At 67.4% G+C, this 20,775-nt stretch carries 22 protein-coding genes; 11 read left to right on the top strand and 11 right to left on the bottom strand.

Translation table 11 applies throughout. From position 1 onward, the window contains the following. Positions 1 to 11 precede the first annotated feature (11 nt). From G9465_RS06100 to G9465_RS06050, 11 genes are all read right to left on the bottom strand, one after another. Positions 12 to 701, bottom strand: coding sequence for an urease accessory protein UreF (locus tag G9465_RS06100; RefSeq protein WP_166968315.1), 690 nt, complete (start codon positions 699 to 701; stop codon positions 12 to 14). Further along, on the bottom strand, positions 698 to 1,297 hold the full coding sequence (locus G9465_RS06095) for an urease accessory protein UreE (RefSeq protein ID WP_166968314.1): 600 nt from the start codon (positions 1,295 to 1,297) through the stop codon (positions 698 to 700). The genes G9465_RS06100 and G9465_RS06095 overlap by 4 nt, the downstream gene beginning before the upstream one ends. Continuing rightward, the gene (locus tag G9465_RS06090) at positions 1,297 to 2,268 is read right to left on the bottom strand and encodes an urease accessory protein UreD (RefSeq protein WP_166968313.1); all 972 of its coding nucleotides are present in this window, start codon (positions 2,266 to 2,268) and stop codon (positions 1,297 to 1,299) included. Before G9465_RS06090 ends, G9465_RS06095 begins: the two co-directional genes overlap by 1 nt. Beyond that, on the bottom strand, positions 2,268 to 2,891 hold the full coding sequence (gene ureG, locus G9465_RS06085) for an urease accessory protein UreG (RefSeq protein WP_166968312.1): 624 nt from the start codon (positions 2,889 to 2,891) through the stop codon (positions 2,268 to 2,270). The genes G9465_RS06090 and ureG overlap by 1 nt, the downstream gene beginning before the upstream one ends. After that, the gene (locus G9465_RS06080; RefSeq protein WP_166968311.1) at positions 2,888 to 3,232 is read right to left on the bottom strand and encodes an urease subunit gamma; all 345 of its coding nucleotides are present in this window, start codon (positions 3,230 to 3,232) and stop codon (positions 2,888 to 2,890) included. Before G9465_RS06080 ends, ureG begins: the two co-directional genes overlap by 4 nt. Further along, entirely contained in the window at positions 3,229 to 4,935 is a 1,707-nt protein-coding gene (gene ureC, locus G9465_RS06075; protein WP_166968310.1) for an urease subunit alpha, read from the bottom strand. The genes G9465_RS06080 and ureC overlap by 4 nt, the downstream gene beginning before the upstream one ends. Next, on the bottom strand, positions 4,932 to 5,411 hold the full coding sequence (locus G9465_RS06070; RefSeq protein ID WP_166968309.1) for an urease subunit beta: 480 nt from the start codon (positions 5,409 to 5,411) through the stop codon (positions 4,932 to 4,934). The genes ureC and G9465_RS06070 overlap by 4 nt, the downstream gene beginning before the upstream one ends. 166 nt (positions 5,412 to 5,577) lie before the next feature. Then, positions 5,578 to 6,366 carry an energy-coupling factor ABC transporter ATP-binding protein gene (locus G9465_RS06065; protein WP_166968308.1) on the bottom strand — a complete coding sequence of 263 codons (789 nt, stop codon included), beginning with the start codon at positions 6,364 to 6,366 and terminating at the stop codon, positions 5,578 to 5,580. Then, entirely contained in the window at positions 6,363 to 7,154 is a 792-nt protein-coding gene (gene cbiQ / locus G9465_RS06060; protein ID WP_166968307.1) for a cobalt ECF transporter T component CbiQ, read from the bottom strand. The genes G9465_RS06065 and cbiQ overlap by 4 nt, the downstream gene beginning before the upstream one ends. Further along, a complete protein-coding gene (locus tag G9465_RS06055) occupies positions 7,144 to 7,443 on the bottom strand; it encodes a PDGLE domain-containing protein (RefSeq protein WP_166968306.1) in 300 nt (99 codons plus the stop codon). Before G9465_RS06055 ends, cbiQ begins: the two co-directional genes overlap by 11 nt. Continuing rightward, positions 7,436 to 8,080 (bottom strand): energy-coupling factor ABC transporter permease, encoded by a 645-nt coding sequence (locus G9465_RS06050; protein ID WP_166968305.1) that lies wholly within the window; start codon positions 8,078 to 8,080, stop codon positions 7,436 to 7,438. Before G9465_RS06050 ends, G9465_RS06055 begins: the two co-directional genes overlap by 8 nt. A gap of 104 nt (positions 8,081 to 8,184) precedes the next feature. Here G9465_RS06050 and nikR point away from each other — a divergent pair, with 104 nt between their 5' ends. From nikR to G9465_RS05995, 11 genes are all read left to right on the top strand, one after another. Then, positions 8,185 to 8,595, top strand: a complete 411-nt coding sequence (nikR, locus tag G9465_RS06045) for a nickel-responsive transcriptional regulator NikR (RefSeq protein WP_166968304.1) — start codon at positions 8,185 to 8,187, stop codon at positions 8,593 to 8,595. A gap of 309 nt (positions 8,596 to 8,904) precedes the next feature. Beyond that, entirely contained in the window at positions 8,905 to 10,182 is a 1,278-nt protein-coding gene (locus G9465_RS06040) for an urea ABC transporter substrate-binding protein (protein WP_166968303.1), read from the top strand. A gap of 1 nt (position 10,183) precedes the next feature. Further along, complete coding sequence (gene urtB / locus G9465_RS06035) at positions 10,184 to 11,122, top strand: urea ABC transporter, permease protein UrtB (protein ID WP_166968302.1); 939 nt, start codon at positions 10,184 to 10,186, stop codon at positions 11,120 to 11,122. Further along, positions 11,123 to 12,244 (top strand): urea ABC transporter permease, encoded by a 1,122-nt coding sequence (locus tag G9465_RS06030; protein ID WP_166968301.1) that lies wholly within the window; start codon positions 11,123 to 11,125, stop codon positions 12,242 to 12,244. It begins immediately after the preceding gene. Continuing rightward, complete coding sequence (locus G9465_RS06025) at positions 12,244 to 13,038, top strand: ABC transporter ATP-binding protein (RefSeq protein ID WP_166968300.1); 795 nt, start codon at positions 12,244 to 12,246, stop codon at positions 13,036 to 13,038. Before G9465_RS06030 ends, G9465_RS06025 begins: the two co-directional genes overlap by 1 nt. Beyond that, positions 13,038 to 13,736: an ABC transporter ATP-binding protein gene (locus tag G9465_RS06020; RefSeq protein ID WP_166968299.1), complete on the top strand. Its 699-nt coding sequence runs from the start codon at positions 13,038 to 13,040 to the stop codon at positions 13,734 to 13,736. Before G9465_RS06025 ends, G9465_RS06020 begins: the two co-directional genes overlap by 1 nt. Positions 13,737 to 13,799: 63 nt before the next feature. After that, positions 13,800 to 14,255 (top strand): Mov34/MPN/PAD-1 family protein, encoded by a 456-nt coding sequence (locus G9465_RS06015; RefSeq protein ID WP_227015733.1) that lies wholly within the window; start codon positions 13,800 to 13,802, stop codon positions 14,253 to 14,255. A 285-nt stretch (positions 14,256 to 14,540) separates the two neighbouring features. Further along, on the top strand, positions 14,541 to 16,097 hold the full coding sequence (locus G9465_RS06010; RefSeq protein WP_166968298.1) for a sodium:solute symporter family protein: 1,557 nt from the start codon (positions 14,541 to 14,543) through the stop codon (positions 16,095 to 16,097). Positions 16,098 to 16,349: 252 nt separating this feature from the next. Beyond that, positions 16,350 to 17,372 (top strand): phosphate uptake regulator PhoU, encoded by a 1,023-nt coding sequence (locus G9465_RS06005; RefSeq protein WP_166972922.1) that lies wholly within the window; start codon positions 16,350 to 16,352, stop codon positions 17,370 to 17,372. Between the two features lie 234 nt (positions 17,373 to 17,606). Next, complete coding sequence (locus G9465_RS06000; protein ID WP_166968297.1) at positions 17,607 to 18,716, top strand: agmatinase family protein; 1,110 nt, start codon at positions 17,607 to 17,609, stop codon at positions 18,714 to 18,716. Between the two features lie 144 nt (positions 18,717 to 18,860). Next, complete coding sequence (locus G9465_RS05995; RefSeq protein ID WP_166968296.1) at positions 18,861 to 20,738, top strand: PINc/VapC family ATPase; 1,878 nt, start codon at positions 18,861 to 18,863, stop codon at positions 20,736 to 20,738. The last annotated feature ends 37 nt before the right edge of the window (positions 20,739 to 20,775 follow it).

Raw genomic sequence — 20,775 nt, 5'->3', positions numbered from 1 at the left:
CGGTTCCGCGCTCAACTCGCGAACAGGCGCCGCTCGGCCCGTTCGTGGTCGGCGGCGAGGACGTCGACCAGCGGCGCGAACGGCGTCATGTCGTCGAGCGAGCGGTCCGCACTCTCGTCGGCGGCCTCGGCCATCACGGGCCGCAGGTCGTCGAGGACGCGCTGGGCGTCGGTGTGGCCCAGCGAGAGGAGGCGCTGGGCCGCGCCGAGTAAGCCGGTGACGAAGCCGTGACAGCACAGCAGGCAGGCCTGCCGCACGTCGATACCCGCCAGTCCGGCCGCGACGCCGAGCACGACGGCGTAGTTGCCCGGCGCGTCGCCGGCGGCGACTCTCTCGGCGTACCGCTCCAGCAGGTCGTTCTCGCGCAGGTCCCGCTGGAGCGACAGGAGGCGGTCCCCGGACTGCTGGGCGCTCTCCCGGAACTCCGCGGCCAGCGTCACCGCCGCCAGTCGTCGGTCGGCGGCACAGATGGCGTCGAGGTCACCCTCGCGAGCGGCGGCGTGGGCCGCCCGGAGCGCCACCAGTTCGGCGGGACCGACCTGCCGCCGGAGGTACGTTTCGAGGAGCGCTTCGAGGTCGTCGGCGTCGGTCACTCGGTCGTCAGCGACGAACTGTTCGAGACCGTAGGAGACGGTGTAGGTGCCGACCGGGAGAAAGGAGTCGGCCAGTCGGAACGCTTCGAGGGTCGCGTCGTCGCTCATCGGTCGTCCCCCTCGATAGTCCGGACGGCGTGGTCGTGGTGGTCGTGCGAGTGCGCACCATCGTCGTGGCTGTGGGCATGGGCCCCGTGCGAGTGGTCGTGGCCGTCGCCCCCGTGGCTGTGGTCGGGGTCGGCGTCGTCGAACGTCGTCGGCGGCACGGACTCGAAGCGAGTTTCGACGCCCGTCGGGAGGTCGTCTTCGACGGCGGCCAGCATCCGCTCGCGGGTGTCCGGCACCGGGAACAGCGCCTCGCCGTCGCGCATCGCGAGGTCCCAGTGGCGGTTGCCCAGCGCGTGCCCCAGTTCCAGCGCCGCCGTCGGCGAGACGTCGGCGTCGGCGAACGAAAGCACCAGCGCCTCGATAGCGGCGAGTTCGACCACGACGAGGGTGCCGTCGTCGGTTTCGAGGACGTCGCCGTCGGCGAGGTCACGGGCGACGACGATGCCGACGTCCTCACCGTCCGTCGATTCGGTGCGAACCCGAGAGCGCTGTCGTTCGGTGTCCGAGAGGACCACGCGGACGGGGTCGGCGTCGGCCAGTCGGGCCGCGAGGTCGGCGTCCTCGCGGTGGCCCAGATACGTCTCGGCGACCAGCATCAGTACTTCCTCCCGGACGGTGCGGGTGCGTCGAGCAGGTCCCGACGAGCGTCGTCCCACGCGGCGTCGAGCGTCGACTGGACCGTCTCGGCCCGGTCGGCCAGTGCGCGCACGGCGACGCCGGCCCCGTTCGGGAGTGCGGTCGCACCGGCGCGTGCGTCCGCGTCGGTGACCGTCTCGTGCAGGGCGTCCGAGAGCGCCTCGGCGTCTTTGTCGGGCGCGACGACGAACAGCGTCCCGTAGACGGTGAACTCCCCGAGGACTCCGGGGGCCGTCGGGTCGCCGTCCGCGGGCGTGAGGTGGGTCGCGTCCTCGAACAGCAGGCCGTCGGGTCCCTCGGCGCGGACCCGGGAGAGGTACCGCTCGAACTCGAATCGCTCGCCGCGGGCGAGGCGTCCGGGCACGACGATATCGGCGAGGACGGCCGTCGCGCAGGCGTCGAGTTCGAGCGTCAAGTCCTGACAGTAGCGCGCGTCGGCGTGGAGAATCGTCGGCTCCGGAACGTAATCCAGATGCCCGCCCGCGCCGACCGACAGCGTCGCGTCGGCGGCGGCGTAGTTGGCGTTCATCGACTGGACCTTCGTCGAACTCTGGGTCGAGACGTGGGCGACGGCGTCGTCCTCGACGGCGATGGTCAGGTCGTGGCGGTCCCCCTGTGCGATGCCGCCCGTCGGCGACTGGAGGAACACCGTCTCGGCCGCGGGATGGGGGTCGTGGCCCAGCGTCCCCGAGACGTGGAACGGCACCGTCGCGTAGTCGTGGACGAGTTTCGTCCCGTCGCTGGTCGGCGCGAAGCGGAGTTCGAGGACCCCGTCCTTGCCCGGCGCACCGACGGCGGCCTGTGGCGGCGACTCTGTGGCGTACCCCTCGAAGGCCGGATGGGGGACGGCGGGGTCGTGCGCGTCACGCTCCGGGTCCGGCGCGTCCTCGCCGTCTCGCTCCGCTCGCGCCTCCGGCGCGTCGGTCGCCATCAGGCGAACAGTACCCCCTCGCGGACGTGTTCGAGCACCTCGTCGACGCCCTCCTCGGCCTTGCAGTTGGTGAAGACGAACGGCCCCTCCCGGACCTCGCGGGCGTCCCGTTCCATCAGGTCCAAGTCGGCACCCACGTGTGGCGCGAGGTCCGTCTTGTTCACCACCAGCAAGTCGCAGTCGACGACGCCGGGACCCCGCTTGCGCGGGATGTCGTCGCCCTCCGCGACAGAGATGACGTACAGCGAGTAGTCCGCGAGTTCGGGGTTGAACGTCGCCGCGAGGTTGTCCCCGCCGCTCTCGACGAGGACGAGGTCCAGTTCTGGGTGCTCGGCGAGGAACGAGTCTATCTGCTGGAGGTTCATCGACGGGTCCTCACGGATGCCGGTGTGCGGGCACGCGCCCGTCTCGACGCCGGCCACGAGGTCCTCGGGGACGACGCCGGCGAACCGTTCGCGGAGTCGGTCCGCGTCCTCTTGGGTGAGGATGTCGTTGGCGATGACGCCCACGTCCAGCCCTTCCTCGCGGAGGCGCGGGACGAGTTCCGTAAGCAGCGAGGTCTTGCCCGAGCCGACCGGGCCGCCGATGCCGACCGTCGCCACGTCGCGGTGGGTGAGGCTCATGGTTCGTCGGCCTCTCCGTCGGCCGTCCCCACGCTGTCCGAGCGGATGGGGTCGTGGACCGTCACGAGTTTCGTCCCGTCGGGAAACACCGGTTCGACCTGAATCATGTCGATCATCTCCGGGACGCCCTCCATCACGTCCTCGCGGCCCAGCAGTTGAGAGGCGCCGGAGCGAATCTCGGCGACCGACTGGCCGTCACGGCCCCGTTCGATGCACCAGTCGCTGATGTAGGCGACGGCCTCGGGGTGGTTCAGCGGGACGCCGCGCTCCTTGCGGCGTCGCGCGACCTCTGCGGCGGTGAAGACGGTGAGTCGTTCCTGCTCTTTGGCTGTGAGTTTCATAGCATGTACCGCTGTGCGAGTGGCAGTTCGGAGGACGGTTCGCAGGTGACGTGCTCGCCGTCGACCTGCACTTCGAACGTCTCTGGGTCGACCTCGATGTCGTCGGGACAGTAGTCGTTGTACACCATGTCGTCCTTGCCGGGCGTGCGGGTGCCCTCGACGGGGACGACGGGGGTGTCGAGACCGTACTCCTCGCCGACGCCGCGTTCGGCGGCGGCCGGCGAGACGAACGAGAGCGAGAGCGCGTGTTTGGCCTTGCCGACGGCGCCGGCGCGTTCGCGCTGGACGATGGGTTCGCAGGTCATCAGCGACCCGTTGGCTTCGCCCATCTCCGAGTGGACCGGGAACCCGCCTTTGAACGTCATCGCGGGCTTGACGCCGAAGAACGCGGGGTCCCACAGCACCACGTCGGCGAGTTTGCCGGGTTCGAGCGTCCCGACGTACGACTCGATGCCCGCCGAGATAGCCGGGTTGACCGTGTACTTCGCGATGTACCGTTTGATGCGGAAGTTGTCTGCGCCCGACCCCTCGTCCTCGGGGAGGGGGCCGCGCTGGGACTTCATCTTCGAGGCCGTCTGCCACGTCCGCGGGACGAGTTCGGCCATCCGACCCATCGCCTGTGAGTCAGTGGTCATCATCGAGATGGCCCCCACGTCGTGTAGGACGTCCTCGGCGGCGATGGTCTCCGCGCGCACGCGGGACTCGGCGAAGGCCACGTCCTCGGGCACGTCGGGGTTCAGGTGGTGACACACCATCACCATGTCCAGATGTTCGTCGAACGTGTTGTCGGTGTACGGCATCGAGGGGTTCGTCGAGGACGGGAGCATGTTCGACTGGCCGACCATCTCCATGATGTCCGGCGCGTGGCCCCCGCCAGCCCCCTCAATGTGGAACAGGTGCATCGTCCGGCCGTCGACGGCGTCGAACGTGTTCTCGACGAAGCCGGCCTCGTTGAGCGTGTCCGTGTGCATGCAGACCTGCACGTCCTCCTCCTCGGCCACGTCCAGACACGTGTCGATGGCCTCTGGCATCGACCCCCAGTCCTCGTGGAGTTTCAGGGTGCAGGCCCCGGCCTCGATCTGCTCGCGTAGCGGTTCCGGGTCCGAGGCGTTGCCCTTGCCGTAGAACCCGACGTTGACCGGCCACGCCTCGGCGGCTTGCAGGTGTCGCTTGACGTTCTCCGGCCCGGTCGTACAGGTGGTCGCACCGCCGCCGTAGCCGCCGCCGAGCATCGTCGTGATGCCGCCCGAGAGAGCGTGTTCGTGGAGCTGAGCGGAGTTCCAGTGGACGTGGATGTCCAGCGCCCCGGCGGTCGCAATCTTCCCCTCGCAGGGGTAGACGTCCGTCGACGGGCCGACGACCATGTCGACGCCGTCCATCGTGTCCGGGTTGCCGGCCTTCCCGATGCCGGCTATCTCGCCGTTCCGGATGCCGATGTCGGCGGCGACGATGCCGAGTACCGGGTCGATGATGGTCGCGTTCGTCAGCACCCAGTCCAGCGCGCCCTCCTCCTGCGTGACGCCGGGGGCCATCCCGAGACCGTCACGCAGTGTCTTCCCGCCGCCGAAGACGGCTTCGTCGCCGTGCGTGCGCAGGTCCTCCTCGACTTCGGCGAACAGTTCGGTGTCGCCGAGTCGGACCTTATCGCCCTCCGTCGGACCGTACAGTTCGGCGTAGGCCTCCGTGTCCATCTCGCGGGTCATTCCTCGGCCTCCTCGGCGGTGTCAGAATCGGAACTCGCGTCACCGGTGTCACGGAACCCGGCGGCCCGTAGTCGCTCCAGCGCCTCGCTCAGCCTCGTCTCGCGGGTCGCGTTCGCTCCCCGCTCGCTGTCCCGAGGCCCGCTCTCCGAGCGCGCCTCGCTCACACTGCCGTTCACCGCGCCGTTCATCCCGTGGGCGACGCGCTTGCCGCCGATGGCGACGAGTTCGACGGTCTGCTCGTCGCCGGGTTCGAACCGGACGGCCGTGCCCGCGGGGATGTTCAGTCGCATCCCGAAGGCCGCGCGGCGGTCGAACGCCAGCGCGGCGTTGGCCTCGAAGAAGTGGAAGTGCGACCCGACCTGAACCGGGCGGTCGCCGGTGTTACCGACGGTCACCTCCGTCGTCTCTCGGCCCTCGTTCAGCGTCACGGTGCCGTCGCCGGCGACGACTTCGCCGGGAACGAGGCCCTCGGTCACGACGACCCCCGTCCCGTCGTTGTTTCCGACTGTTTGTCCAACATATGGGTGTCCGTTTGGACAGGTGTAATAAGCAACTTCCTCTCGGCGCAAATAGCGCCACTCAGTTCTTTACTTTCACCAGTATGTAGTCCTCGGCGACGGTCGTCTGGACGTTCGTCCACAATCAGCCGTCGAGTCGGGCCCGCGCCTCGGCAACCGTCAACGGCACGTCCTCGCGACCGTCGAAGAGGCGAACGACCTGCGGCGGGCGGAGGTCACAGTCGGTCAACAGGTCGGTGTCGGTCAGTATCTCGCGGGCCGGTCCCGTCGCGGCCACCTCGCCAGCGGCGTCGAGCAGCACCACGCGGTCTGCGACGTGCGGGACCAGTTCCGTATCGGGCGTCGACGTGACGAGGGTGACGCCGTCCGCTGAGAGGTCCGACAGCAGGGACAGTATCTCGGCGCGGTTGGCCGCGTCGACGTTGCTCACCGGTTCGTCCAGCAACAGGACGTCGGGTTCGACCGTCAGCGCACTCGCCAGCGCGGCCCGTCGCTGTTCGCCGCCACTGAGTCGGAACGGCGGCTTCGACAGTAGGTCCCCGAGGTCTAACTGGTCGGCCACGCGCTCGACGCGCCGGTCGACTTCGGCCGCCGTGAGGTCCTGTTGGGTCGGGCCGTAGGCGAGGTCCTCCCGGACGGTCGGGTTGAACAGGTACTCCGCGGGGTTCTGCGTGAGGACGCTCAGGCGGTCCCGTACCGCGTCGGCGTCGGTCGTCTCGCCGAAGTACCGGACCGTCCCGGCGTCGGGGTCGACGAGGCCGCCGAGCAACTGGAGGAGCGTGCTCTTGCCGGCGCCGTTCGGGCCGAGGAGGGCGACCCGTTCGCCCGCGTCGACGGTGACGTCGACGCCGTCGACGGCGAGCGTCCCGTCCGGGTAGGCGTACCGCAGGCCCGTCGCGTCGAGAGCGGTCACGCGAACACCACCCCGGCGACGGCGACGAGGACGACCACGCCGAACGCGAGGTCGGCGGTACCGAGCGAGTCCCGGGACCGGGCCGGCGTCGTCCCCGTACCACCGCGGGCGCGGGCGGCCCGCTGGACGCGCTCGCCACGTTCGAGACTGCGAAGCAGGAAGGTGCCGACGAAGTTACCCGAGTCGCGCCACGTCCGCCGCAGATCGGGGTCCGTGAGCGTGCGACCGCGACGGGCGCGGACCATCCGCTCCAGTTCCGCAAAGAACAACAGGAGGAACCGGTAGGTGATGGCCAGCAGCGAGACGGCGACGGTCGGCGCGCGGAGCCGCCGGAGCGCGGCCAGCAGGTCGGCAAAGCGCGTCGTCAACAGGAGCACGGAGAGGAAGCCGACGCAGGCGGCCACGCGAATCGTGAACGTCGCGACGTAGTCGACGCCGGCGACCGACAACGGCACCCAGTCGAGCGTCGGCCCGCCCATCAGGACCGCCTGTGGCGCGACGACGACCAGCGCGAACGTCGGCGGGCCGGTCACCCGCCCGAAGAAGGTGCGGGCCGGCACCCGAGAGAGGACAGCGAGCGCGGCCGCCAGTCCCGCCAGCGCGGCGACAGTCGGGAGGTCGCGCTGGACGACGGTGACCGTGACGAGGGCGAGGACGCCCAGTAGCTTGACGCTCGGCGCGACGGCTTGCAGGAACCCGCGCCGGTCGGGGACGTCCTCGGCCAGCAGGAACCACCGCGCTCGGGCCGCGATACCCGCGACGGTGCGGTCCAGCAGGTCAGTCCGCATCCGCGTCGGCCCCCAGCAGTCGGCCGAGTGCAAGCGCGGCCAGCAGCGTCAGCGCCGTCCCGACGACGGCCGAGACGAACGTGCCGGCGGCGCTCCCGAGGCCCGGCACGGCGTAGTCCGGGAGCGGGGCGCTCACGGTGGACTCGGCGTCGTCCGTCGCACCCGTGGCCTCGGCGGCGTTCTCCAGCGGTTCGGCGTAGCCGACCTGTCCGGCCGCCCACCCGAACACCGGTGCGAGCAACGTCAGCGCGAGCAGGAGCGCGAACGCCTTCGGCAGCCACTCACGCATCGGCAGCCACCTCCGGGGCCGCGTCCGGTCGGAGGTCCGGGCGGGCGCGGGCGAGGTAGCGGTAGACGACGGCGGTGATAGCACCCTCGACGAGGCCGAGGACGAGGTGGCCGACGCCCATGATAGCCACCGTCGTCAGCAGTTGGTACTCGAACGCCGAGGAGAGACCCAGTTGGACGGCGGCGGTGAGCGCCCCGGCGGTGATACCCAGCCATCCGGCGGCGAAAGCCGCGCGGAACTCGCCGTAGGGGGTGAGGAGACGATAGACGGCGTAGCCGACGTACACCTCCACGATAGCCATGTTGAACACGTTCGCGCCGAGGACGACGAGGCCGCCGTCGCCGAAGACGAGCGCCTGAATCGTGACGACGGTGGCGATACAGAGCGCGCCCAGATGTGGGCCGAGCAGGATTGCGGCGAACGCGCCGCCGACGAAGTGCGCGCTCGTCCCGCCGGGTATCGGCCAGTTGAGCATCTGTGCGGCGAAGACGCCAGCGGCCACGACGCCGAGCAGCGGCGCGCGTGCGTCGGACACCTCGCCACCGACGCGTCGGGCGGCGACAGAGAGGACCGCGACGGAGAGTACGGCACAGAGCACGGCGATGGACAGGTCCACGTATCCGTCGGGGATGTGCATACCGTTGGGTCCTCAGCGCGACAAATAATACTTCGGTATCGCGCAGTATTACTGTCGGCGGCGGGGTGGCCAGCCATATTAGCCCCACCGTCGTACGCCGGAGTATGACCGACGACATCGACCGTATCAGCCTCACGCTCCCGTCGTCGATGGTCGACCGACTCGACGGCATCGTCGACGACTGGGAGTACGCCAGTCGGTCGGAGGCGATTCGGGACTCGCTACGGGACTTCTTCGCAGACTACGAGTGGGAGACCAGCGGCGGCGAGCGCCACCACGGGACCATCGTGGTCGTCCACGACCACCACGTCTCCGGTATCGCCGACGACCTCCAGACCATCCAACACGAGATGGCCGAGGCCATCACCTCCGTCCAGCACATCCACCTCTCACACGACACCTGCATGGAGACGCTCGTCGTCGAGGGGGCGGCCAGCGAGATCACGGAACTCGCCAACCGACTCCGCGCACTCAGCGGCGTCCAGCAGGTGAAAGTCGTCGTCGTCGACGAGTAGGGCATTTCGCGGCACTCTTTGCTGGCTCCGCGCTCGCCATCTGCAAAATTTGTAGATTTGCAAGATTATCGCCCCGAATCGTTCGTACATCTCGTTTTCTTCCCCCACCTAACACATCCTTATACTCTTCTCACGATATGAAGGAGAGTATAAGATTGGATGAGTAAACCTTATTTACGTACTGCTGAAGGGGAAGGACGTGAACGAAATCATGGACGAACGTCCGAGTATCAGCGAGAAACGTGTTGGTACGTACACTAAAGACGTCATTAAGGTGAATGATTCTTCCCCGTCTTCGGAGGCAAACGTATGACCGACGGCCTCACGAATCGGCGTGGCTTCCTCGCCTCGTCGGCGGCGCTGGCCGGCACCGCACTGGCCGGGTGTTCCGGCGGGTCGGCCTCGGGTGACGACACGCTCACGCTCGGTGTGCTCGAAGACCGGTCGGGCAACTTCGCGCTGGTCGGCGACCCGAAACACAAGGCGTCGATGCTGGCCATCGAGGAGATAAACAACGACGGCGGCATCGACGGCAAGCAGATAGAGGTGTTCGACCCGGACCCCCAATCCGACAACCAGCGCTATCAGGAACTCACTCGCCGGGCCATCCAACAGGAGGACGTCGACGCGCTCTGGGCCGGCTACTCCTCTGCGACGCGTGAGGCCATCCGCCCCATCATCGACCGCGAAGACCAGTTGTACTTCTACACGACCCAGTACGAGGGCGGCGTCTGTGATAAGAACGTCTTCGCCGTCGGGCCGACCGCCCGCCAGCAACTCGGAAGCGTCCTGCCGTACCTCGTCGAGGAGTACGGGCCGAAGATTTACACCATCGCCGCGGACTACAACTTCGGCCAACTATCGGCCGACTGGGTGAAGGTACTTGCCGACGAGAACGACGCCGAGGTCATCGGCGAGGAGTTCATCCCGCTGTCTAACTCCCAGTTCGGGTCGACCATCAACCGGATTCAGGAGGCCGAACCGGACTTCGTGATGTCGATGCTCGTCGGCGCGAACCACACCTCCTTCTACGAGCAGAAGGCCTCCGCCGGCCTCGACGTGCCCATCGGCACCTCGACGGCGATGGCACAGGGGTACGAACACCGCCGTCTGGACCCGCCCGCGATGGCCAACATCTACGCCGGGGTCAACTACATGGAGGAGATTCCGACGACCCGCAACACCAGCGAGGGCGGCTTCGTCGACCGGTACTACGAGAAGTTCCCGGACGCCCCCTACCTCAACGAGGAGGCGGAGAACAACTACTTCTCCATCTACATGTACAAGAAGGCCGTCGAGCAGGCCGGGACGACCGAACAACCCGAAGTGAAGGAGGCCCTCGAATCCGGCATCACCTACGAGGCCCCCGAGGCCCCGGACGGCGAATCCATCAAACTCGACGGCGCGACCCACCACGTCGACCACCACATGTGGGTCATGCGCGCCGACGACCAGCACAACGTCAAGGCCGTCGACGACCGGGTCATCCCCGAGACGTTCCTCTCGGAGACGGTCGGCTGTGACCTCACCCAAGAGGACGAGGAGACGCAGTACACCCCGCAGGACTTCTACGAGGAGGCCGGATAGCATGGTCAACGGGCTCAACCTCCTGTTCCAGTTCCTCGATAGCTTCGCCTTTATCGTGCTGGCGGCGGCGGGGTTGGCCATCATCTTCGGCATCATGGGCGTCATCAACCTCGCCCACGGCGAGTTCATCATGGTCGGCGCGTACGCGACGACGCTCGCGAACATCCGCGTCGGCCTCCCACTGCCCGTCGCGATGCTGACCGGCGTCTTCGTCACCGCCGTCTTCGGCCTCGGTGTCGAACGCGTCGTCATCTCGGGGTCGGTCCCGAACGCCATCAGCCAGCGCACCATCGGTCGCAAAGTCATCGAACCGCTGTACGACCGACTGGCCGACTCGATGGTCGCGACGTGGGGCCTCTCGCTCATCATGGTTCAGGGCGTCCGCATCACGCTGGGCAACTCGCTGGACCAGATCGGGACGCCGCTTGGCAACATCGCCTACAGCGGCTTCTCGTACTCGACGTATCGCGTCATGCTCTCCGCCGTCGCACTGGGCGTGCTGGCGCTGACCTACTACGTGTTCACCCGCACCGAGTACGGGATGCGCGCCCGCGCGACGATTCAGGACGAGGACACCGCCCGAGCGCTGGGCGTCGACACCGAACGCACGTACATGACGACGTTCGCCATCGGGTCCGGCCTCGCCGGTCTGACGGGCGCGCTGTACGCCCCGACCATCACGATGGTCCCCGGGCTGGGCAGTTCGTTCCTCGTCGAGGCGTTCGTCGCCGTCGTCGTCGGCGGCCCCAGCGTGGTGCTGGGGACGACGCTGGCCGGCGGCCTGCTGGGCGCTATCAACGCCACCGTCTCGAACGTCCTCGGGACGTTCTTCGGCCGCATCGCCCTGCTCGTGACCGCCATCGTGATGATCCGGTTCCTGCCGGACGGCATCACGGGCTTCGTCGAGACGCTTCGCGAACGCAGACAGGAGGGCGCGTAGATGGCGACGGAAACGAGCAGCGCTGGTCCGGCAGACGCCGGCGACAGCGGTGCCCTCGCCGGCCTCCGCAGTCGCTTCGAGGGCCCCAACACCGTCGGGAACTCCCGGGGGTTCTGGGTCGGCTTCCTCGTCGCCGTCCTCGCGCTGGCGGCGTACCCGTTCGTCGTCGGGTCGTATCAGGCCTCTCGGTTCTCGCTGTTCCTCGTGTACGCCTTCCTCGGCCTCTCGCTGTCGGTCGTGTGGGGCTACGCGGGCGTCCTCTCCTTTGGACAGGTAGTGTTCTTCGGCGTCGCCGGCTACACCTTCGGCGTCGTCTCGGTGAACTTCGCCACGCCGGCGGGCATCACCGGCGCGTTCCTCGTCGGCGTCTTCGGCGGCGCGCTGATGGCGTTCGTGCTGGGATACTTCATGTTCTACGGGGGCGTGCGTGACGTCTACGTCACCATCATCACCCTCGTCTCGACGCTCGTCTTGCACACGTTCATGGCCCAGACGGCCGGCGACGAGTGGACGATCGGCGAGGCGGCGCTGGGCGGGTTCAACGGGATGCCGACCATCCCGAACCTCGCGTTCGGCGTCGGCGGCGCGTCGATTACGTTCAACAGCATGACCTTCTACTACCTCGTGCTGGGGCTGCTCGTCGCGACGTACCTCGGCCTGCGGGCGCTGGTCAACTCGGACTACGGCCGCGTGATGGTCGCGGTCCGAGAGGACGAGGACCGCACCCGGATGTTCGGCTACGACGTCGAGCGCGTGAAACTCGCCGTGTTCACGCTGGGCGGCGCGCTGGCGGGCCTCTCGGGCGTGCTGTACGCCGCGTGGGGCAACTACATGAGTCCGGGCGTGTTCGAGTTGACGTTCGCCTCCCTGCCGGTCATCTGGGTGAGCGTCGGCGGCCGCAAGACCCTGCTGGGCGCGGTGACGGCCACCGTCGGCATCGAGTTCTTCCGGAACTCGCTGGGCGGCGAACTGGCGTTCGTCATCGTCGGCGTCCTCTTGCTGGTGTTCATCCTCGGCCTCCCCGGCGGTATCGTCCCGTGGGTCCACCGGACCTACGTCGAGATGCGAAGCGACGGCGCTACTCCGGAACCGCCTGAGGCGTCGGCAGAGGTGAGCGACTGATGAGTACGAACCAAGACGCATCCGGCGGACCGAACGTCCGCCAGACGGCCGCGGAACTGGCGACGGGCGACCGAACGGACACGCTGTTACAGACCGAGGACCTCCGCAAGGAGTTCGGCGGCTTCACCGCCACCGACGACGTGGACTTCTCGGTCGCCGAGGGCGAGTTGCGGTGTCTCATCGGCCCCAACGGCGCCGGGAAGTCGACGCTGCTGAACCTCGTCACCGGGACCTACGACGCCTCGGGCGGGAGTATCTACTACGACGGCCACGACGTCACCGACCTCGACCCCCACCAGCGGGTCCGTAAAGGTATCAGCATGAAGTTTCAGGTGCCGTCGGTGTACGGCGACCTGACGGTGCGTGAGAACGCCCGCCTTCCCATCCAGCGGTTCGCCGACGGCGACGAGCGGCGTCGGCGGGTCGACGAGGCTATCGACGCCGCCGGCCTCGCGGGCTACGAACACGTCGACGCGAGCCAACTCTCCCACGGCCAGCAACAGCAACTCGAAATCGGGATGGCCGCCGCGCTCGAACCGGACCTCCTCCTGCTGGACGAACCGGTCGCGGGGCTGGACGTGGCCGAACGCGAGGCCATCGCCGAGCGCGTCACCCGTCTCAACGAGGCGGAGGGCATCGCCTTCGTCGTCATCGAGCACGACACGGACTTCGTGGCTTCCATCGCCGACGAGGTGACCGTCCTCCACAACGGGGCCATCTTCCGCGAAGGCCCCATCGAGGCCATCGAGTCCGACCCCGAGGTCCAGCGCATCTATCTGGGAGGTGAGCAGTGATGCTCGACCTCGATGGCGTCACCGCGGCCTACGACTCGACGCCTATCCTCCGGGACGTGGACCTCTCGGTCGACGAGGGCGAAATCGTCGGCGTGATGGGGAAGAACGGCGTCGGCAAGACGACGCTGATGAAGACCATCATCGGCCTGCTCGAACCGTCGGACGGGACCATCAGTTACGCCGGCGCGGACGTGACCGACGCCCCCGCCGACGAACGCGCCCGGGCCGGGATGGGCTACATCCCGCAGGGCCGGGACGTGTTCCCGAAACTCACCGTCGAACAGAACGTCCGGATGGGCGAGACGGTCAACGCCGACAGTTCGGAGACGCTGTACGACCAGATTTACGACTACTTCCCGGTCTTGGAGGAACGCGCCGACCAGCAGGCCGGCACGCTATCGGGCGGCCAACAGCAGATGCTCGCCATCGCGCGGGCGCTGGTGTCGAACCCGGACCTCCTCTTGCTCGACGAACCCAGCGAGGGCATCCAGCCCTCCATCGTCGACCAGATCAGCCACGACATGCAGGCCATCAACGACGACCTCGGGACGACGATTCTGTTCGTCGAGCAGAACCTCGGGATCATCCGGGAGATGGCCGACCGCTGTTACGCGATGGAGCGCGGCGAAATCGTCGACGAAGTCGGCCCGACGACGCTGGCCGACGAGGACGCTATCGCCGAGTACCTCGCCGTCTGAGGCCACACCGCTTCACTGGCGTTCGAAACGTACCTATGTCTTCCTCCCGTACCGTCGTCCACTGTGTACGCGGTCCGTCGACCCAGCGCGCTCGTCGTTCCCGAAGCGGTGCGAGCGGCGGTAGCCGACACCGTGCGGGCGGCCCATCCACGCGAGGCCGGCGGCTTTCTGGGCTGTGAGCGTCGGGACGACCGCCTGTACGCGACGACGCACGTCGCACTCGACAACGAGGCGGAGATGCCACGGCGACGGTTCGTGTCGACGGCGACGGACGCCGTCCCCCCGTCACCGCGCGTGTTCTATCACTCCCACACCTCGGCGTCGACGCCCTCCGGACTGACGGGCGTCGACCGCCGCAACATCCCCGATTCGCTGGCGCTCGTGGTGTTCGCACCCCACGGCGACCCCTACAGTTATCGGCTGTTCCGCCGAGCGCTGTTCAACTGGCAGGAGGTCCCCGTCGAGACGGCCGCCGAGACGGCGGCCGCCGGGCGCGAGCGACTCCCGCGACTCGTCTGAGTGGCGCACGCGGACGGCCGCGTCCTTATATTCTCCAAATCCGTTAAGGAGGGAAGTGCATCTACTGGTCGTTCGTACGTCCACCAACTAGTTCGAACTGTGGGTGTACGTTGGGCGTCAACCCCAGACGGTAAACAATGTCAGGGTAAGCCCTTTCTGGTATGGTTGGTTCTCAACTTCTGTCTCAACTATGCGTACGAACGCCGACGGATTCCGTCTCGGAATAGCCGAACCGGGCACTGACTGCCGACACAACTGGACGTTCTGTAACGGGGGAGAGGGCCGGTGAGCGTCATCCTCTACGGACTGGTCGCGATGATTCTGGTGACGATGGGCGTCGGCCTCTACGTCGCGAAGAAGATAGAGGGCGACAGCGTCAACTACATCGTCGCCGGTCGGGGACTGGTACTGCCGCTGGCGGCGGCGACGCTGATGGCCCAGTCGCTGGACGCGAACGCGACGCTGGGGAACACGGACCTCACCGCCAGTTTCGGGTTCTGGGCCGGGGCGGCGCTCCCCATCGGCCTCGCCGGGTGTCTGTTCCTCACCGGGCTGTTCTTCGCGAAACCGATGAACCGGATGGACCTGATGACGCTCCCGGACTTCTACCGGCGGAAGTACGGTCGGGTGACCGAGGTCATCGCGTCGCTCATCATGGTGCTGTCGTTCTCGCTGTTGCTGGGCGGGAACCTCGTCGCCGGCGGGTTCCTCTTCCAGACGTTCATGGGGACGACGTTCGTGCAGGGCGTGCTCATCATCTCCGCAGTGGTGTTCCTCTACACTATCGCGGGTGGCCTGTTCGCCGTGGCCTACACCGACGTCATCCAGGCCGTCGTCGCGCTCGCGGGCTCTATCGCCCTCATCGTCTACGTCGCGACGACGTACGGTATCACCATCCCGGAGGGGATGGGGCCGACGGCAGTCGTCCAGATAAACCCCTTCGACAACTCCGCCGGGTCGTGGATCAACCTCGCGACCATCTTCGCGCTGGCGCTGGGTGACATCGTCGCCATCGACTTCATGGAGCGGGTGTTCGCCGCCGAGAGCCCGGAGACGGCACAGAAGGCCTGCTTCGCCGGCTCCGCGGGGACGCTCGTCATCGGCATCCCGTTCTCCATCGTGGCGCTGTCGGCCAACAGCATCCTCTCGTCCATCGGCGTCGAGGCCGGCAATCAGGCCGTCCTCTACGTCCTCCTGCAGGAGGCAGTGCCGTCGTGGCTGGCCGTCCTCGTACTGGCCGGTATCGTCGCCGCGTCGCTGTCGACCGGTGACGGGGCTATCCTCGGCACGTCGGCCGCACTGGCCCGGAACGTGCTGGGCATCCGCGACGAGGACTCGCCCGGCGAGGGCGTCGAGGCCGACGGCTCCGGCTACCTCAGCGAGGGGTCGGACAAACTGCTCGCGGCGACGCGGGTGATGGCCGTCCCCATCACGATTCTCGGGGCGTTCTTCGCCATCCAGGTGAGCGCGACCGGGATGTTGCTGGTGCTGGCGTTCGACGTGGCCTTCGCCGGGCTCCTAGTCCCGCTCGTGTTCGGCATCTACAAGCCCGACGTGGCGACGGCACCCGCCGCGCTGGCGGGGATGCTCTCGGGGTCGCTCACTCGGCTGTTCTTCTTCGTCACCATCCCGACGACGTACGCTATCCCGAACAACCTGCTGTACGTCGAGAACAGTCTCGTGCCGGCCGGGTGGGACGGACTGGTGACGTTCATCGCGCCGCTAGTCGGTCTGAGCGTCTTCCTCACCGTCGCGTTCCTGACGAAAGACGACTACCCGACCCACAGCGTCACGGGACAGCAACAGCGGGCCATCGTCGCCGGCGGCGAAGAGGATGACTGACCACTCACCCGCCGACCGGTTCTTCCTGTTCGGCCTGGGCCTCCTCGTCGTCCTCCTCGGCGTGACCCTCGCCGTCGTCCTCACGATGGGGTAGCAAACGTTCGTCCGTCAGTTCTGAATTTTACCACGTATTGTGCCTACCACAAGTCGGAATAAGTTGCAGTTTCGACAGTGTATACAGATGGAAGTGAACGCGCTCGAACCACAGGTTCTCGGCGGGTGTACCGGGCTGTGACTCCCGACGCCGTCCGGATGAAGCGGAAGGTCCAGCAACTCGGCTCCTCGACGTTGGCTGTGACCGTCCCCGCAGAGTGGGCCCGTCACCACGACATCGAGAAAGGCGACGAGATAATCGTCCAGCGCGACGAGAACGGCGGGTCGCTGCTGCTGGTCCCCGAACAGCCGTCGATAGCGGACGTGGAAGCGAACGTCGACGCGGACGCGCTGACCGGCGACGCGCTCGAACGGGCTATCGTCACGCAGTACGTCCTCGGCCGACAGCTCATCCGTATCGAGGCGACGACGCCGCTCGGCCTCGAACACCGCAACGCCGTCCTCGGTGCCGAACGACGGCTGATGGGGCTTGGCATCGTCGAACAGGCCGAGACAACCGTCACCGTCCGCTGTTCGGTCGCACCCGGCGACTTCGACCTGCCGACGTTACTCGGCCGACTCAGCCGAACCGAGGCGGCGATACGGAGCGACGCCGTAACCGCGCTACTGGACGGGGACCCCGAGGCCGCCGAGCAAGTCAGCGCCCGAAAGGGGCAGGTCGAGAAACTGTTCTACCTGTTCTTGCGACTGGTGTTCGCGACCTATCGGAACCCGCGACTCAATCAGGCGGTCGGGCTGGAGACTGGGTTCCCTCTCATCGGCTACCGCTCGGTCGCACAGGACGTCGTTCTGATGGCCGACGTGGCCGTCGAGATAGCGACGCTCGCCGCCGAGGGCGACGGCACGGTTCCGGACGCGGCCACGGCCGAAGTGGTGACCGACCTCACCGAAGCGCTGGACGAGGCCGCCAGTGCGACCAGAGCGGCCGTCACGACGCCGGACTACGGCGGGACCGAGACGGCCCGCGAGGCGTTCGAACGGGTCGACGAGTGCGTCGACGCGGCGAACGACCACCTCGCCGCCGAGCGCCCAGAGCCACTGCTCGTCCTCCAGCGAGCGGTCACACTCCTCGAACGGAGTGCCAGACACGCCCGCGACAGCCTCTCGGTCGCGACGCATCTCGCGTTCCGAGAGGACCCGGACCTCGTCACGAGCGAGTGACGCGTCCCCCGTTTCTCCGCTGCCCGACCGACCAGCAGCGCCGCCACCCGACCGTCCGCCCCACACAGTCCTAGAACACCTAGAGGAGGGTCGAACGGTACATGTCTACGCATGGTCACCGGAGGGAGTATTACACATCCGAAGGAACGCTTTTCAGTACGATACGTCCATCCACTAATGTCGCAATAATCGGCCGAAGTGTGCCGAAAACGCGTCCGAAACACTACGATTACCATGTCCGAAGAACGCAACGGCGAAGACATCTACGGCGACAAGCACAAAGAGGCGAACGAACCAATCTTCAGCGGCATCCCGACGTTCCTCAAACTCCCCGAGGCCGACCGGGACGAACTGGCCGAGGAGGACGTCGACGTCGGCATCCTCGGCGCACCACTGGACACGGCGACGACCATCCGACCGGGAACCCGCTACGGGCCCCGCGCCGTGCGGGCCGCCTCGACGGTGCCCTCCCCACCGTACGAGCACTTCAACATCGAGACGGGCGTGGACCCGTTCGACACGTTCAGCGTGGCCGACACCGGCGACGCGGCGGTATCGCCGGGTGACACCCGCCAGAGCCAGTTGAACATCGAGGACGCCGTCTACGAGATCAGCGAGCAGGCGACGCCCATCGTCATCGGCGGCGACCACTCCATCTCCTACCCGGACATCAAGGGCTGGGCGGAGGCCAACGGCTACGAGGACATCGGCCTCATCCACTTCGACTGCCACGCCGACACCGGCGAAGACGGTCTCACCGGGTTCGAGTACGACCACGGCGCGTGGGTCAAGCGCGTCTACGACGAGGGCATCATGGACGGCGGGAACTACACGCTCATCGGCCCCCGCGGGTTCTGGCCCGGCCCCGACACCTACGAGGACATGCGCGACGCCGGTATGAAGTGGTACACCGCGATGGAAGTCGGCGGGATGGACCTCGACAAAATCGTCGAGGACGCCGTCCAGCGAGCGACCGACGGGACCGACGCCGTCTGGGTCTCCTTCGACGTCGACGTGATGGAACCGGCCTACTGCCCGGGCACCGGCGAACCAGAACCCGGCGGTCTCATCCCTCGCGAGGCCATCTACATGGTCCGGGAAGTCGTCAAGGCGCTGGACCCCGAGGACTTCGGGTTCGACGTGGTCGAAGTCGCGCCACAGTACGACGTGAGCGACACCTCCTCGTACAACGGCGGTATCACCAGCGGGTTCGCCAACCGCCTCATCATCGAGGTGATGGGGAGCATGGCCCTCGCAGAGAAGGGCCTGGAGTCCGGCGACCCCATCAAGCCGAAGGAACCGCTCGGGCCGACGGAGACGACCGAGACGCCCGCCGACGACTGAGCGAGCGCGGTTTTCGTACGGGTCCGCCGCGGCCCGCTCTCTTGCCCACTCCGCGGTGACCCATCGGTGTGACCACCACCGTCGCCCCTCGAAGGGGCTTTTCGCATCAAGACCCTTATCACCCGACAGGCACCTACTCCGCATATGGAAATCGTACCGGACACGAGCGTGGTCATCGACGGCCGCGTGTCCGACCAGATAGAAGCCGACGCCGCTCCCGACGGTGACGTGGACGGCATGGGCTTTGCCGGCGCGACGGTCGTCGTCCCCGAAGCCGTCGTCGGCGAACTCGAAGCACAGGCCAACGACGGCCGGGACACTGGCTGGGAGGGGTTAGAGGAGCTCCAGCGTCTCGTCGACCTCGCCGATGAGGGCACCATCGACGTAGAGTACGTCGGCCGCCGTCCCGACGCCATCGAGAAGCGAGACGCCGGCGAGGGCGAGATAGACGCGCTCATCCGCGACGTGGCACAGAACCGTGGCGCGACGCTGGTGACCAGCGACGACGTACAGGCCGAGGTGGCACGCGCCAAAGGGCTTGACGTCGAGTTCATCGAGCCACGCGGCCGCGACGTCGACCGTCTCCAGATAGAGAACTTCTTCGACGAGGGGACGATGAGCGTCCACCTCAAGGTGGGCGTCCAGCCCTTCGCGAAGAAGGGCTCCATCGGCGACATGCACTACCAGCCGATTCGTGACGACCTCGCGACCGAGGCGGAGTTGCGCGAGTACGCCGACGACATCGAGGACGCCGCACGGGCCTCCCCCGAGGGCTTTCTGGAACTCGACGAACCCGGGATGAGCATCGTCCAGTTCCGGGACCTGCGCATCGCCATCGCGCGGCCGCCGTTCTCGGACGCTATGGAGATAACGGCCGTGCGGCCCATCGTCAAGACGGACTTAGACGACTACGAACACGCGGACGAACTCCGCGACCGCTTCACCGAACGCCAGCGCGGCGTCCTCATCGCGGGGTCGCCCGGCGCCGGGAAGTCCACGTTCGCGCAGGCGGTCGGCGAGTTCCTCGTCGACTCGGACTACTCGGTCAAGACGATGGAGAAGCCGCGGGACCTGCAGGTCGGCCCGAACATCACCCAGTACACCGCGCTGGGCGGGTCGATGGAGAAGACGGCCGACTCCCTGCTGATGGTCCGGCCGGACTACACCATCTACGACGAGGTCCGCAAAACCGACGACTTCGAGGTGTTCGCCGACATGCGACTGGCCGGCGTCGGGATGGTCGGCGTCGTCCACGCGACCCGTGCCGTCGACGCCCTCCAGCGACTCATCGGCCGCGTCGAACTGGGGCTCATCCCGCAGATAGTCGACACCGTCGTCTACATCGAGGCGGGCGAGGTCCACACCGTCTACGACGTGACGACCGAGGTCAAGGTCCCGCAGGGCCTGATGGAGGAGGACCTCGCGCGCCCGGTCATCGTCGTCCGGGACTTCGAGACCGGCCAACCCGAGTACGAGATTTACACGTTCAACCGGCAGGTCGTCACCGTCCCGCTGAACGAGGACGACGACGAACAGGATTCGGGCGTCGACCGCCTCGCGAAACAGGAGGTCGAACGCGAGATTCGCTCCATCGCACGCGGCCACGTCGACGTGGAACTGCGCGGGCCGAACACCGCCGTCGTCTGGGTCGAAGACGACGACATCCCGCAGGTCATCGGCAAGGGCGGCGGCCGCATCACCGACGTGGAGAACCGACTGGGTATCGACATCGACGTGCGGACCTTAGACGAGAAGCCCACCGGCCCGTCCGGCGGCCCACAGACCGATAGCGGCGGGAAGCAGGGCGAAATCGTCCAACCGGAGGTCACCTCCCGACACGTGATGGTGCCCCTCGACGGGCATTCGGGCGACACCGTCGAGGTGCAGGCCGACGGCGAGTACCTCTTCACCGCCACCGTCTCCCGCGGCGGCGAGATTCAGGTCTCGCGTGGATCGGGCATCGCCGAAGAACTGGAGCGGGCCATCGACCGCGGGAAGACGATTACCGTCGTTCCGTCGTAGCGTCGACCGAGCGCATCGCCGCTCTACATTTATACGG

This window comes from Haloarcula sp. JP-L23 (genome assembly GCF_011602445.1).
Lineage (GTDB): Archaea > Halobacteriota > Halobacteria > Halobacteriales > Haloarculaceae > Haloarcula > Haloarcula pellucida.
The sequence above is the reverse complement of the archived record's forward strand: the minus strand, read 5'-3'. Positions and strand labels throughout refer to the sequence as shown.